Annotated in this window: 10 protein-coding genes, 2 pseudogenes and 1 riboswitch; of the genes and pseudogenes, 4 read left to right on the top strand and 8 right to left on the bottom strand. The window is 72.9% G+C overall.

Features of this window, described 5'->3' with window-relative positions:
• Window positions 1-17 precede the first annotated feature (17 nt).
• Window positions 18-1,469: a glycine hydroxymethyltransferase gene (locus ACZ4MF_RS27995; RefSeq protein WP_467494647.1), complete on the bottom strand. Its 1,452-nt coding sequence runs from the start codon at window positions 1,467-1,469 to the stop codon at window positions 18-20.
• A gap of 33 nt (window positions 1,470-1,502) precedes the next feature.
• Window positions 1,503-1,608, bottom strand: a riboswitch (ZMP/ZTP riboswitch).
• A 102-nt stretch (window positions 1,609-1,710) separates the two neighbouring features.
• Here ACZ4MF_RS27995 and rocD point away from each other — a divergent pair.
• Window positions 1,711-2,919 carry an ornithine--oxo-acid transaminase gene (gene rocD / locus ACZ4MF_RS27990; protein ID WP_467494646.1) on the top strand — a complete coding sequence of 403 codons (1,209 nt, stop codon included), beginning with the start codon at window positions 1,711-1,713 and terminating at the stop codon, window positions 2,917-2,919.
• Window positions 2,920-2,974: 55 nt separating this feature from the next.
• Here rocD and ACZ4MF_RS27985 read toward each other — a convergent pair.
• Together ACZ4MF_RS27985 and ACZ4MF_RS27980 are read right to left on the bottom strand one after the other, a co-directional pair.
• Window positions 2,975-3,196 (bottom strand): annotated as a pseudogene (locus ACZ4MF_RS27985) (glutathionylspermidine synthase family protein); the annotation flags it as partial.
• Window positions 3,197-3,214: 18 nt separating this feature from the next.
• Window positions 3,215-3,527: pseudogene (locus ACZ4MF_RS27980) on the bottom strand (hypothetical protein); the annotation flags it as partial.
• Window positions 3,528-3,655: 128 nt separating this feature from the next.
• On the opposite strand from ACZ4MF_RS27980, the gene ACZ4MF_RS27975 reads away from it, so the two are divergent.
• On the top strand, window positions 3,656-4,486 hold the full coding sequence (locus ACZ4MF_RS27975) for a DMT family transporter (protein ID WP_467494733.1): 831 nt from the start codon (window positions 3,656-3,658) through the stop codon (window positions 4,484-4,486).
• A gap of 13 nt (window positions 4,487-4,499) precedes the next feature.
• Here the strand turns inward: ACZ4MF_RS27975 and pdxR are convergent, their stop codons facing one another.
• Window positions 4,500-5,906 carry a MocR-like pyridoxine biosynthesis transcription factor PdxR gene (gene pdxR, locus ACZ4MF_RS27970; protein ID WP_467494645.1) on the bottom strand — a complete coding sequence of 469 codons (1,407 nt, stop codon included), beginning with the start codon at window positions 5,904-5,906 and terminating at the stop codon, window positions 4,500-4,502.
• Between the two features lie 47 nt (window positions 5,907-5,953).
• Here pdxR and ACZ4MF_RS27965 point away from each other — a divergent pair, with 47 nt between their 5' ends.
• On the top strand, window positions 5,954-6,475 hold the full coding sequence (locus ACZ4MF_RS27965; protein WP_467494644.1) for a carboxymuconolactone decarboxylase family protein: 522 nt from the start codon (window positions 5,954-5,956) through the stop codon (window positions 6,473-6,475).
• The gene (locus ACZ4MF_RS27960; protein WP_467494643.1) at window positions 6,472-7,215 is read left to right on the top strand and encodes an isocitrate lyase/PEP mutase family protein; all 744 of its coding nucleotides are present in this window, start codon (window positions 6,472-6,474) and stop codon (window positions 7,213-7,215) included. Before ACZ4MF_RS27965 ends, ACZ4MF_RS27960 begins: the two co-directional genes overlap by 4 nt.
• A gap of 6 nt (window positions 7,216-7,221) precedes the next feature.
• Here the strand turns inward: ACZ4MF_RS27960 and ACZ4MF_RS27955 are convergent, their stop codons facing one another.
• The 4 genes from ACZ4MF_RS27955 to ACZ4MF_RS27940 are packed head-to-tail and all read right to left on the bottom strand — an operon-like array spanning window position 7,222 to window position 12,782.
• Window positions 7,222-8,175: an ABC transporter substrate-binding protein gene (locus ACZ4MF_RS27955; RefSeq protein WP_467494642.1), complete on the bottom strand. Its 954-nt coding sequence runs from the start codon at window positions 8,173-8,175 to the stop codon at window positions 7,222-7,224.
• A 1-nt stretch (window position 8,176) separates the two neighbouring features.
• Window positions 8,177-10,132, bottom strand: a complete 1,956-nt coding sequence (locus ACZ4MF_RS27950) for an ABC transporter permease (protein ID WP_467494641.1) — start codon at window positions 10,130-10,132, stop codon at window positions 8,177-8,179.
• Entirely contained in the window at window positions 10,132-11,229 is a 1,098-nt protein-coding gene (locus ACZ4MF_RS27945) for a quaternary amine ABC transporter ATP-binding protein (protein WP_467494640.1), read from the bottom strand. Before ACZ4MF_RS27945 ends, ACZ4MF_RS27950 begins: the two co-directional genes overlap by 1 nt.
• On the bottom strand, window positions 11,226-12,782 hold the full coding sequence (locus ACZ4MF_RS27940; RefSeq protein WP_467494639.1) for a GMC family oxidoreductase: 1,557 nt from the start codon (window positions 12,780-12,782) through the stop codon (window positions 11,226-11,228). Before ACZ4MF_RS27940 ends, ACZ4MF_RS27945 begins: the two co-directional genes overlap by 4 nt.
• Window positions 12,783-12,808 lie beyond the last annotated feature (26 nt).

Raw genomic sequence — 12,808 nt, 5'->3', positions numbered from 1 at the left:
CCGCGCGCGGCAGCGGGTCAGCCCAGGTCGACCTCGGGGTACAGCGGGAAGCCCGCCACCAGGTCCGTCGCCCGCTGGGCGATCTCCTCGGCCACCTTCGCGTCCAGGACGTGGGAGGCCTTGCTCGGGGTGCCGGACTTGGTGCTGCCCGGTTCCGTCGTCGCAAGGACGCGGTCGATCAGGCCCGCGACCTCGTCCATCTCCGCCGTGCCCAGGCCGCGGGTGGTGAGCGCCGGGGTGCCGATGCGGATGCCGGAGGTGTACCAGGCGCCGTTCGGGTCGGCCGGGATGGCGTTGCGGTTGGTGACGATGCCGGAGTCGAGGAGGGCCGACTCGGCCTGGCGGCCGGTGAGGCCGTACGACGTGGCCACGTCGATCAGGTTGAGGTGGTTGTCCGTGCCGCCGGTCACGAGCGTGGCGCCGCGGCGCGTCAGGCCCTCGGCCAGCGCGCGGGAGTTGTCGACGATGCGCCGGGCGTAGTCCTGGAAGGCGGGCTGCCGGGCCTCGGCCAGGGCGACGGCCTTCGCGGCCATGACGTGCGGGAGCGGGCCGCCGAGGACCATGGGGCAGCCGCGGTCGACCTGGTCCTTGAGGGAGTCGTCGCACAGGACCATGCCGCCGCGCGGGCCGCGCAGCGACTTGTGGGTGGTCGTGGTGACGATCTGGGCGTGCGGGACCGGGTCGAAGTCGCCGGTCAGGACCTTGCCGGCGACCAGACCGGCGAAGTGCGCCATGTCGACCATCAGGGTCGCGCCGACCTCGTCGGCGATCTCGCGCATGATCCGGAAGTTCACCAGCCGGGGGTACGCCGAGTAGCCCGCGACGATGATCAGCGGCTTGAACTCGCGGGCCTGGGCGCGCAGCGCCTCGTAGTCGATCAGGCCGGTCGCCGGGTCGGTGCCGTAGGAGCGCTGGTCGAACATCTTGCCGGAGATGTTCGGGCGGAAGCCGTGGGTGAGGTGGCCGCCCGCGTCCAGGGACATGCCGAGCATGCGCTGGTTGCCGAAGGCCTGGCGCAGCTCGGCCCAGTCGGCCTCGGTGAGGTCGTTGACCTGGCGGACGCCCGCCTTCTCCAGGAAGGGGACCTCGACGCGGTCGGCGAGGACGGCCCAGAAGGCGACGAGGTTGGCGTCGATGCCGGAGTGCGGCTGGACATAGGCGTGCCGGGCGCCGAACAGCGCCTTGGCGTGCTCGGCGGCGAGGGACTCCACCGTGTCGACGTTGCGGCAGCCGGCGTAGAAGCGGCGGCCGATCGTGCCCTCGGCGTACTTGTCGCTGAACCAGTTGCCCATCGCCAGCAGCGTGGCCGGGGAGGCGTAGTTCTCGGAGGCGATCAGCTTGAGCATCTCGCGCTGGTCGTGCACCTCCTGGCCGATGGCGTCGGCGACGCGCGGCTCGACGGCGCGGATCACGTCGAGGGCGGCGCGGAAGGCGGTGGACTCGGTGGAAAGGGGCTGCTGCTCAGGCATCGGGGACCTCCGGACGGTGTGCGTACAGCGTTCACGTTCGGCCCAGGCGCACGGCACTGTTTTCCCGCGGGACCGCTGTCCCGCAGGGCCGCTCCCTGATGGTCGGTCCCATCCCAGCGCGCCAGTCACGGCCCGTTGATCAGCCTACCGGGCGTGCCGCGCACGACAGGCCGCGCGTCCACCATGCGAGCGAGGATGGGGTGAGGGCATCGAAGGGGGCACCGCCGCACCGGGAGCGATCATGACCACCGCCGAAGATCTCATCGCCGCCGCCGACGCGCACTGCGCGCCCACGTACGATCCGCTGCCCGTCGTCGTGGCCACGGCCGAGGGGGCATGGCTGACGGACGTGGCGGGCCGCCGGTACCTGGACATGCTCGCCGGGTACTCCGCGCTGAACTTCGGGCACGGCAACCGGCGGCTGATCGAGGCGGCGACGGCGCAGCTGGGGCGGGTCACGCTGACGTCGCGCGCCTTTCTGCACGACCGGTTCGCCGCGTTCTGCACCGAGCTGGCCCAGCTGTGCGGGATGGAGATGGTGCTGCCCGTGAACACCGGCACGGAGGCGGTGGAGAGCGCGGTCAAGACGGCCCGGAAGTGGGGGTACAAGGTCAAGGGCGTGCCCGCGGAGATGGCGAAGATCGTGGTCGCGGGCGGCAACTTCCACGGGCGTACGACGACCGTGATCAGCTTCTCGACCGACCCGGAGGCCCGGGCGGACTTCGGGCCGTACACACCGGGCTTCCAGATCGTGCCGTACGGCGATCTGACCGCGATGCGGGCGGCGCTGACGGAGAACACCGTCGCGGTGCTGCTGGAGCCGATCCAGGGCGAGTCCGGGGTGATCGTGCCGCCGGCCGGTTATCTGGCGGCGGTGCGGGAGCTGGCCCGGGAGCGGAACGTGCTGTTCGTCGCCGACGAGATCCAGTCGGGGCTCGGGCGGACCGGGCGGACCTTCGCGTGCGAGCACGAGGGGGTCGTGCCGGACATGTACGTGCTGGGCAAGGCGCTGGGCGGCGGGATCCTGCCGGTGTCGGCGGTGGTGTCGAGCGCGGAGGTGCTCGGGGTGTTCCGGCCGGGCGAGCACGGGTCGACGTTCGGCGGGAATCCGCTGGCGTGCGCGGTGGCGCTGGAGGTGATCGCGATGCTGCGCACCGGCGAGTTCCAGACGCGGGCGGCCGAGCTGGGCGCGCGGATGCACCGGGCGCTGGCCCAGCTGCCGGCCACCGGCGCGGTGACGGCGGTGCGGGGGCGCGGGCTGTGGGCCGGAGTGGACGTCGCCCCGCACGTCGGCAGCGGGCGGCAGGTCGCGGAGCGGCTGATGGAGCGCGGGGTGCTGGTGAAGGAGAGCCACGGCGCGACGATCCGGCTCTCGCCGCCACTGGTCGTCTCCGAGGCGGATCTGGACTGGGGGCTGGAGCAGGTGCGGGCGGTGCTCGAAGGGGCCTAGCTAGGCCCTGTCGTCACATTCCCGTCGTCCGCCCGAAGGGCGGGCCGCGCGGCGGGTGCTCGGCGGCGGCGAGGCACATGGGCAGTTCGGCGACGGTCCCCTCCAGCGCCTCGACCTCGTCCAGGGTGAAGACGTACGCGGCGCTCTCGTCCCAGCACGGGCGCAGGGAGCCGTCGGGGTGGCGGGTGAGGGGGTGGATCAGCCCTTGTTCCTCGACCGCCCGCTGCCGGCCGGGGCCGGGGGGGGGTGAGGGTGCGGCGCTCCATACGGGCCTCAGCCGCCGGAGCTGTGGTCGGCCGCCGCCGAAGCCGCCGCGGTGGACCCCGCTGTGGCTGCTGCCGGAGCTCTTGCGGGCCCGGTGAAGGAGCCGCCGTCCACCCAGGAGCCCTTCTTCGTGCCGCCGTAATACCAGCCGCCGTCGACCGACGCCTTGGTGGACGTGCAGTTCTTGTCGGAGACGACCCTGCAGCCCCGGGCGAAGTCGTAGCTGCCGCGGTCCACGCAGCGCTTGTCCGGCTCGGACGAGCAGGCGGTCAGGGCGGCGGCCAGCAGGCCCATGCCGCCGAGACGACCGTGCCGGAGCGCAGCCGGCGGCGCGTGTTCTCCATGGTGGTGTCTCCCCCGTATCGGACTTTGGTTCGTAGGACGTTCGGATCAGCCTAGAGATCGGTGAGAACCGCCGTTCAGGAGGCCTGCGGCTTTACCACTCGCCTAGAGTCCCGTTGTGTTGTTTGGAATGGTGTGCGCCCTGGGCGCGGCGGTCTGCTTCGGTACCGCGACGGTGTTGCAGGCGGTGGCCGCGCGGACGGCCGGTACGGGCGAGGGCGGTGAGGCCGCGCTGCTGCTGCGCGCGCTCAGACAGTGGCGGTACCTCGCCGGGCTGTCGCTGGACGGGCTCGGTTTCCTGTTCCAGATCGTGGCACTGCGGTCCCTGCCGATCTACGCCGTCAGCGCCGCCCTGGCGTCGAGCCTGGCGGTGACCGCCGTGGTGGCGGCGCGCCTGCTGCGGGTACGGCTGAACGGCACGGAGTGGGGCGCGGTGGCCGTGGTGTGCGCCGGGCTGGCGATGCTGGCGCTGGCCTCCGGACCGGAGGGCAGGCAGGACGGGTCGGACACCCTGCGGTACGTGATGCTCGCGGTGGCCGTCGGCATGCTGCTGCTCGCGCTCGCGGGCGGGCGGCTGACCGGGAAGGGCCGGTCGCTGGTCCTCGGGCTGGGAGCCGGGTTCGGGTTCGGGGTGGTGGAGGTGTCGGTGCGCCTGATCGACTCGCTCCGGCCCGCACAGTTGCTCACCAACCCGGCGACGTACGCGCTGGTCATCGCCAGTGGTGCCGCGTTCATGCTGCTGACCTCCGCCCTGACCCGCGGTGCGGTGACCACGGCCACGGCCGGCCTGGTGATCGGCGAGACGCTCGGACCGGCGGCGGTGGGCGTCGTCTGGCTGGGCGACCGCACCCGGGAGGGGCTGACCTGGCTGGCGGTCCTGGGCTTCCTGGTGGCGGTGGCGGGCGCGATGGCGCTTGCGCGCTTCGGAGAGGCACCGGGGGCCGAGGAGTCCGTCGCCTGAAAGCCGCCTGTCGTCAGGGCAGCACCCTGCACAGGGCCTCCAGTGCGCCCGCCCACGCGCTGTCCGGCGGGGTCGCGTACCCCACCACCAGCGCGTCCAGCGGCTCGGCGGCCGCCTCCGGGTGGCGGTGGAAGGACAGGCCCTGGAGGGCCAGGCCCTGCCAGGCGGCGGCCTGGACCACCGACTCCTCCAGGCCCGGCGGCAGGCGCAGGAGGGCGTGCAGGCCGGCGGCGATGCCCGTGACCGTGACCTCGGGGGCGCGGGCGGCGACCGCCTCGGCCAGGGCGTCGCGGCGGCGCCGGTAGCGCTGGCGGGCGGAGCGGACCTGGCGGTCGTACGCGCCGGAGGTGATGAACTCGGCGAGGGTGAGCTGCTCCAGCACCCCCACGGTGTCGTGCGTGCCCTTGGCCTCGATCGCCTCCTGGGCCAGAGCGGGCGGCAGTGCCATCCAGCCCAGACGCAGGCCGGGGACGAGGGACTTGCTGGCGGTGCCGAAGTAGATCACGTGGTCGGGGTCCAGGCCCTGGAGCGCGCCGACGGGCTGGCGGTCGTAGCGGAACTCGCCGTCGTAGTCGTCCTCCAGGATCAGCCCGCCGGTGCGCCGTGCCCGGTCCACGACGGCGGCCCGCCGGTCGGAGTGCAGCGGCAGGCCCATCGGGAACTGGTGGGCGGGGGTGAGCAGGACCGCGCCGGCGTCGCCCGGCACCCGGGGGTCCGTGCCGAGTTCGTCGTACGGGAGCGGGGGTGTCGCGAGGCCCGCCTGCCGGAGCAGGCGCCGGTACACGTCCAGGCCGTACGACTCCACCGCCACCGCGCGCACCCCGCGCGCGGCGAGCACGGGACCGATGATCCGCAGGGCGTGGGCGAAGCCCGAGGTGACGATGAGGGTCTCGGGGTCGGTGCGGACGCCGCGGACGCGGGCGAGGTAGCCGGCGAGGGCGGTGCGCAGTTCGGGGCGGCCGCGCGGGTCGCCGTAGCCGAGGGCGTCGTGCGGGGCGGTGGCCAGGGCGCGGCGGGCGGCTTTCAGCCACGCGGCGCGCGGGAAGGCGGCCAGGTCGGGGGTCCCGGGCAGGAGGCTGTACGTGGGGCGCGCCGGTGCCGTGTGCCGTGGGGCCGCCGCACCGCTGCGCGCCGGATCCGCCGGGGTGACGGCGGCTCTTTCGGTCACGCGGGTGCCGGAGCCCTGGCGGGCGGTGAGCCAGCCCTCGGCGACCAGGTCGGCGTAGGCCTCGGCGACGGTGTTGCGGGCGATGCCGAGGTCGGTGGCGAGGCTGCGGGAGGACGGCAGCCGGGTGCCGGGGGCGAGGCGGCCGGTGCGGACGGCGTCGCGCAGGGCGTCCGTCAGGCCCCGGCGCAGCCCGCCCGCGCCGGTCGGTTCGAGGTGGAGGTCGACGCCGAGAGTGGCCCAAGGTTTCGCCATGGAAATGGACCATACTCCTGGGCTGCCTCGCTCGTAGGGTCGACGGCATGAGCACTGACATCAGTAACGACATCAGCACCGAGAAGCAGGCCGAGTACGTCGCCGAGCACACGCCCCGGATGCAGTTCGCCGAGCACGCGCCCGAGGTCTACAAGGCGATGGTCCGGCTGGACGCCGCCGCCCGGCGGGGGCTGGACCCCACGCTGTACGAGTTGGTCAAGATCCGCGCCTCGCAGCTCAACCACTGCGCGTTCTGCCTCGACATGCACACCAAGGACGCGCTCGCGGCCGGTGAGCGCGTGGAGCGGATCGTGCAGCTCAGCGCGTGGGAGGAGTCGAAGCACTTCTACACGGAGAAGGAACTGGCGGCGATCGAGCTGACCGAGGCGATCACCGTCCTGACCGACGGCTTCGTGCCGGACGAGGTGTACGAGCGGGCCGCGAAGCGGTTCGAGGAGCCCGAGCTGGCCCAGCTGATCGCCGCGATCACGGTGATCAACGCCTGGAACCGGATCGGCGTGAGCACCCGGATGGTGCCCGGCCACTACCGGCCGGGGCAGCACGCGTGAGCCGTGGCGGCACGGTCGAGGAGTTCCGCGCGCTGCACCTGGGGCGCGCCCCGGGCGATCCCCTGGTCCTGCCCGGCCCGTGGGACGCGGCCGGCGCGCGGGTGTTCGCGGCGGCCGGGTTCCCGGCGCTGGCCACGCCGAGCGCGGGCGTGGCCGCCTCGCTCGGGTACGAGGACGGGGCGGTCCCGGCCGACGAGATGTTCGCGGCGGTCGCCCGGATCACCCGGGCCGTGGACGTGCCGGTGTCGGCGGACATCGAGGCCGGATACGGGCTCGCACCGCGGGAGATCGTGGAACGGCTGCTGGAGGCGGGCGCCGTCGGCTGCAACCTTGAGGACTCCGCCGGGGGTGTTCTCAAGGACCCGCACGAGCAGGCGGAGTTCCTCGCCGAGTTCCGCGCGGCCGCGGGCGACCGGCTGTTCCTCAACGCCCGCGTCGACACCTTCCTGCGCGGCGAGAAGGATCCCGAACGGGCCATCGAGCGAGCCGTGTTGTACGTGGCGGCGGGCGCGGACTGCATCTTCCCGATCCGCGCCCCCGAGGACGTACTGCCGCTGCTGCGCTCCGGCATCCAGGGCCCGGTCAACGTCCACGGCCACCTGGACGGCGGCGGCCCCTCGCTCGCCGGACTCGGCGAACTCGGGGCCACCCGCATCACGTTCGGACCGGGACTGCAGCGCTGGGCGGCGCTGGCGCTGCGGGGGATGGCGGAACAGCTGATGAAACAGCAGGCGGAGTAGGGCGGTTCAGGACAGCCACTTCCTCCACACGTCGGGGTGGCTGTCCACCCACTTCCTCGCGGCGTCCTGCGGGGACAGCTTCTGGTCGGCGATCATCAGGGAGACCTCGTTCTGGTCCTCGGTCGTCCACCGGAACTTCTTCAGGAAGGCCGCCGCCTTGCCGCCCGACCTGGCGAAGTCCGCGTTGAGGTACTTCTGCAGCGGGGTGTGCGGGTAGGCACAGGCGACCTTCGCCGCGTCCGCGTCGCAGCCGTCCTTGTACGGCGGCAGCTTCACCTCCGTCATGGGGACCTTCTTGAACAGCCACTGGGGCGAGTACCAGTAGGTCAGGAAGGGCTTCTGCTCCTTGGCGAACTGTTTCATCTGGGTGATCTGCGCGGCCTCGGAACCGGCGAAGACCACCTGGTAGTCCAGCTTCAGATTGCCGACCAGGGCCTTGTCGTTGGTGACGTAGGACGGGGAGCCGTCCATCAGCTGGCCCTTGCCGCCGCTCTCCGGGGTGCGGAAGAGACCGGCGTACTTGTTCAGGTTCTTCCAGTCCGTGATGTCGGGGTGCTGCTTCGCCAGGTAGGTCGGCACGAACCAGCCGATGTGGCCGGTCACGCCGAGGTCGCCGGCGCGGGCGATGGTCTTCTTGTCCTCGACGTACCGCTTCTCCTGGTCCGGGTGGCCCCAGTCCTCCAGGATCGCGTCGACGCGGCCCTGGCTGAGCGCGTCCCACGCGGGCACCTCGTCGACCTGGACGGTGTCGACGCGGTAGCCGAGCTTGTGCTCCAGGAGGTACTGGGCGACGGCCACGTTGGACTGCGCGCCCACCCAGGACTGCACGGACAGGGTCACGGACTTCGTGCCCTGCGCGTTGGCGAACGGCGAGGCCTGCTTGGTCATGTCGGCGGCGCCGCAGCCGGTGGCGAGCCCCAGCACGGCGAGGGCGGCCGGGACGGTCGTACGTACGCGCATGTCAGGCTCCCTTCCTCGCGCGGCGTTCGGTCGGCTGGGTCACCCGGTCCAGCATCAGGCCCAGGCAGACGATGGCGGCACCGGCCACCAGGCCGGTGGCGAGGTCGCCCTGGGCGAGGCCGAAGGCGACGTTGTAGCCGAGGGCGCCGCCGCCGACCAGACCGCCGATGATGACGACGGCGAGGACCAGGACCACGCCCTGGTTGACGGCGAGCAGCAACGAGCGCCGGGCGAGCGGGAGTTGGACCTGCCACAGCTGCTGGCGGCCGGTCGCGCCGAGCGAGCGCGCCGACTCCAGCGCGGCCGGGTCGACCTGGCGCAGGCCCTGCGCGGTGATCCGGACGACGGCGGGCAGGGCGTAGACGACGGCGGCCGCCACGGCCGGGGCGCGGCCGACGCCGAACAGCGCGACGACCGGGATCAGGTACACGAACTGCGGCATCGTCTGGAACACGTCCAGGACCGGGCGCAGGGCGCGTTCGACGCGGTCGCTGCGGGCGGCGGCGATGCCGGTCGCGAAGCCGAGGACCAGGGTGACGGCGACGGCGGCCAGCACCTGGGAGAGGGTGTCGAGGGCCGGGTCCCAGACGCCGAGCACGCCGATCGCGGCCATCGCGAGGACGGCGGTCAGGGCAGTGGCCCAGGTGCCGATCAGCCAGGCGAGCGCGGCGACGATCAGCAGCACGGACCACCAGGGCAGCCACTGCAGACCGCCGCGGACCGGGTCCAGGACCCAGGTGGTGAAGTGGCCGGCCCAGTCGGCGGTGCCGCCGATGACCGGGACGCCGGAGTAGAGGTGGGCGGTCATCCAGTCGACGGCGCTGTTCACCGGCGCGGCGATGCCGAGGGTCCAGCCGGTGGGCCAGTTCAGGCCGTGCAGCAGACGGGCGGCGAGGGCGACGGCCGCGGTGACGGCGAGGGCGTACACCCAGCCGATCGTGCGGGGCGCCCCGGGCTGCGCCGTTCGCGCCGTACGGTCCTCGCCCGCGGCCGCGGTCACGCGGTCCAGGACGATCGCGAGCAGCACGATCGGAATGCCGGCCGCGAGGGCCTGGCCGACGTCGACGGAGGCGAGGGCTTGGTAGACGCGGTCGCCGAGGCCTCCGGCGCCGATGACCGAGGCGATGACGGCCATGGACAGCGCCATCATGATCGTCTGGTTGAGGCCGAGCAGCAGCTCCCCCCGGGCCAGCGGGATCCGGGCGGTCAGCAGCCGCTGGCGGCGGGTGGCGCCGAGGGACTCCACGGCCTCCAGGACCTCGGGGTCGGCGCCGCGCAGGCCGAGCGCGGTGAGGCGGGCCATCGGCGGGGCGGCGTAGACGACGGTGGCGAGGACGGCCGCGGGGACGCCGATGCCGAAGACCAGGACGACGGGGAGGAGGTAGGCGAAGGCCGGGAGTACCTGCATGGTGTCCAGGACCGGGCGCAGGGCGCGGTCGAGGCGGTCGGACAGGCCCGCGGCGAGCCCGAGCAGCACGCCCACGAGCACGGACGCGAGCACGGCCGCGACCATCAGCGCGAGGGTCTGCATGGTCGGCACCCACATGCCGAGCGCGCCGCACGCCAGGAACGCGGCGGCCGTGCCGGCGGCGAGCCGGACCCCGGCGACGCGCCAGGCGACCAGCGCGCCGAGGACCGTGACGCCGGTCCAGCCCAGGGCGAGCAGGGTGAGGTAGACGGCGCGCACGGAGAGGACGACGGCGTTGCTGATGTAGCCGAAGAAGTACAGGAACAGGGGGTGGCTGTCCCGGTTGTCGATGACCCAGTTACTGGCCGACGTCAGCGGCCCCGCCAGGCTGACGGTCAGCTCGTGCGGCCAGGCGCCGTTGCCCCAGCGGCCGAGGACGGGCAGCAGGACGGCGGTGAGGAGGGCGAGCAGCAGGAGCTTGCCCGCGGCCCGGCTCCTGAGGATCTTCGGTTCGGCGCCGCGGACGGCCGACAGGGTGAGCGCTGCCATCAGACGGCCTCCGGGGTGGTGCTCGGCTCGCCCGTGACACCGGCGACCACGTCCAGCAGCCGCTCGTGGTCGACGACGCCCAGGCACGTGCCCTCGTCCATCACGCGGGCCGGGGCGCCCGACCGGGCGACGGCCTCGATGGCCTCGGCGACGGTGGCGTCGGGGCGGACGGCCGGGCCGCCGTCCTCGTCGGCCGCGGCCGGGCGCATGGCGGTGCGGACCGTCATGACCTGCTCGCGCGGGACGTCCCGGACGAACTCGCGCACGTAGTCGTCGGCCGGGGAGCCGACGATCTCCTCGGGGGTGCCCAGCTGGACGACCTCGCCGTCGCGCATCAGGGCGATCCGGTCGCCGAGCTTGAGGGCCTCGGCGAGGTCGTGGGTGATGAAGACCATCGTGCGGCCCTCCTCGCGGTGCAGCCGGGCCACCTCGTCCTGCATGTCACGGCGGATGAGCGGGTCGAGGGCGCTGAAGGGCTCGTCGAAGAGCAGCACCTCGGGGTCGACCGCCAACGCCCGTGCCAGGCCCACGCGTTGGCGCTGGCCACCGGAGAGCTGGCTGGGCCGGCGCTTCTCCATGCCCTCCAGGCCGACCTTCTTGACGACCTCGGCGGCGCGGGCGCGGCGCTCGGCCTTGCCGATGCCCTGGATCTCCAGGCCGTAGGCGACGTTGTCGAGGACGGTGCGGTGCGGGAGCAGGCCGAAGTGCTGGAAGACCATGGCGGCACGGTGCCGGCGCAGTTCGCGCAGCCGGGCCTTGTCCATGGCGCGGACGTCCTCGCCGTCGATGGCGATCGTGCCGGCGGTCGGCTCGATGAGCCGGGTCAGGCAGCGCACCAGGGTGGACTTGCCGGAGCCGGACAGGCCCATGACGACGAAGACCTCGCCCTTGCGGACGTCGAAGGAGACGTCCCGGACGGCGGCCGTGCAGCCGGTGCGGGCGCGCAGGCCGGCGGGGTCCAGCGCGGTGAGTTCGGCGTCGGCGGGGACGCGCTCCGCCTTCGGGCCGAAGACCTTCCACAGGCCCGAGACGGAGAAGACGGGCGTGTCGGTGCCGGTCGCGGTGGGCGGCTTGCGAGTGGGGACGGTGGCGCTCATCGGGCATCACCGCCCAGCTCGACGGCCTTGTCCCCGATCAGGTCGACGGCCTTCTCTGCGACCATCAGCACCCCGATCATCGGGTTCACGGCGGTCATCGTCGGGAAGACGGACGCGTCGGCGATCCGGATGCCCTGCATACCACGAATCCTCAACTCTGGGTCCACCACGGCGAGTTCGTCGTCGTCGGCGCCCATCTTGCAGGTGCCGGCCGGGTGGTAGACGGTGTGCGCGACCTTGCGGGCGTACTCGCTCAGCTCCTCGTCGCCGGTGACCTCAGGGCCGGGGGCGACCTCGCGCTTGAGCCAGCCGGCCAGCGGCTCGGACTTCGCGATCTCGCGGGCGATGCGGATGCCGTCGACCAGGGTCCGGCCGTCGTAGTCGTCCTCGTCGGTGAAGTACCGGAAGTCCAGCGCGGGCTTGACCTCGGGGTCGGCGCTGGTCAGGTACAGGCGGCCGCGGGACTTGGGCTTGGGGATGTTCGGGGTCATCGAGACGCCGTGCGCGGGGCGTTCGTAGCCCAGCCGCTCCGGGTTGTCCGTGAACGGGATCTGGTAGAAGTGGAACATCAGGTCCGGGCCCGCGTGCTCGGGGTCGCGGCGCACGAACAGGCCCGCGTCGGAGTCCATCGCGGAGTTCTCCGGGATCGGTCCGTGGGTCTCCCAGACGATGACCGACTCGGGGTGGTCGAGCAGGTTCTCGCCGACGCCCGGCAGATCGTGGACGACCGGGATGCCGAGGGCCTCCAGGTCCTGGCGCGGGCCGATGCCCGAGTGCATGAGCAGGCGCGGGGAGTCGACGGCTCCGGCGCACAGCACGACCTCGTTGCGGGCCCGTATGAGCAGTTCCTCGCCGTCCTTGGTGCGCACATGGACGCCCTCGGCGCGGGTGCCGGCCAGCTCCAGCCGGTAGGCCCAGGTCTCCAGGTAGATGTGGAGGTTGGGGCGCTCGTCCATCACCGGGTGCAGGTACGCCACCGAGGCGGAGGAGCGCTTGTTGTTCTCGGGGTGGTAGGCGAGGTCGAAGAAGCCGACGCCGTCGGTGAAGGGCTTCTTGTTGAAGCCCTCGACGCGCGGGACGCCGAGCGCCGCCTGGGCGGTGTCGACGAAGTCGCGGGCGATGGCGTTGCGGTCCTTCTCGTCGACCGGGACGATGTTGTTCTTCAGCCGGGCGAAGTACGCCTCCATCGGCACGGCGCTCCAGCCCTTGGCGCCGGCCTCCTCCCACTCGTCCCAGTCGGACGGCAGCGGCTTGAAGGAGATCAGGGTGTTGTGCGAGGAGCAGCCGCCGAGGACGCGGGCGCGGCTGTGCCGGATGCGGGAGTTGCCGCGCGGCTGCTCGACGGTCGGGTAGTCGTAGTCGAGGTCGCCGCCGAGCAGGCCCATCCAGCGGCGCAGGGTGAGGACGTCGTCGCGGCCGACGTCGGTGGGGCCGCCCTCGATGACGGCGACGCTGACGCCGGGGTTCTCGGTGAGGCGGGAGGCGATGACCGAGCCGGCCGTGCCGCCGCCGATGACGACGTAGTCGTAGAGGCGGGAGGGGGTGTGGGACATGGGGGTACTCCGAACGGACTTGCTGC

The organism is Streptomyces sp. NPDC025793 (genome assembly GCF_055558375.1).
The sequence above is the reverse complement of the archived record's forward strand: the minus strand, read 5'-3'. Positions and strand labels throughout refer to the sequence as shown.

Excerpts from the sequence above, each read along its gene's own strand:
- ACZ4MF_RS27975 (WP_467494733.1), top strand. The coding sequence starts at position 3,656 with ATGGTGTGCGCCCTGGGCGCGGCGGTCTGCTTCGGTACCGCGACGGTG.
- ACZ4MF_RS27950 (WP_467494641.1), bottom strand. The coding sequence starts at position 10,132 with ATGGCAGCGCTCACCCTGTCGGCCGTCCGCGGCGCCGAACCGAAGATC.
- ACZ4MF_RS27965 (WP_467494644.1), top strand. The coding sequence starts at position 5,954 with ATGAGCACTGACATCAGTAACGACATCAGCACCGAGAAGCAGGCCGAG.
- ACZ4MF_RS27995 (WP_467494647.1), bottom strand. The coding sequence starts at position 1,469 with ATGCCTGAGCAGCAGCCCCTTTCCACCGAGTCCACCGCCTTCCGCGCC.
- pdxR (WP_467494645.1), bottom strand. The coding sequence starts at position 5,906 with ATGGCGAAACCTTGGGCCACTCTCGGCGTCGACCTCCACCTCGAACCG.
- ACZ4MF_RS27955 (WP_467494642.1), bottom strand. The coding sequence starts at position 8,175 with ATGCGCGTACGTACGACCGTCCCGGCCGCCCTCGCCGTGCTGGGGCTC.
- ACZ4MF_RS27940 (WP_467494639.1), bottom strand. The coding sequence starts at position 12,782 with ATGTCCCACACCCCCTCCCGCCTCTACGACTACGTCGTCATCGGCGGC.
- ACZ4MF_RS27945 (WP_467494640.1), bottom strand. The coding sequence starts at position 11,229 with ATGAGCGCCACCGTCCCCACTCGCAAGCCGCCCACCGCGACCGGCACC.
- rocD (WP_467494646.1), top strand. The coding sequence starts at position 1,711 with ATGACCACCGCCGAAGATCTCATCGCCGCCGCCGACGCGCACTGCGCG.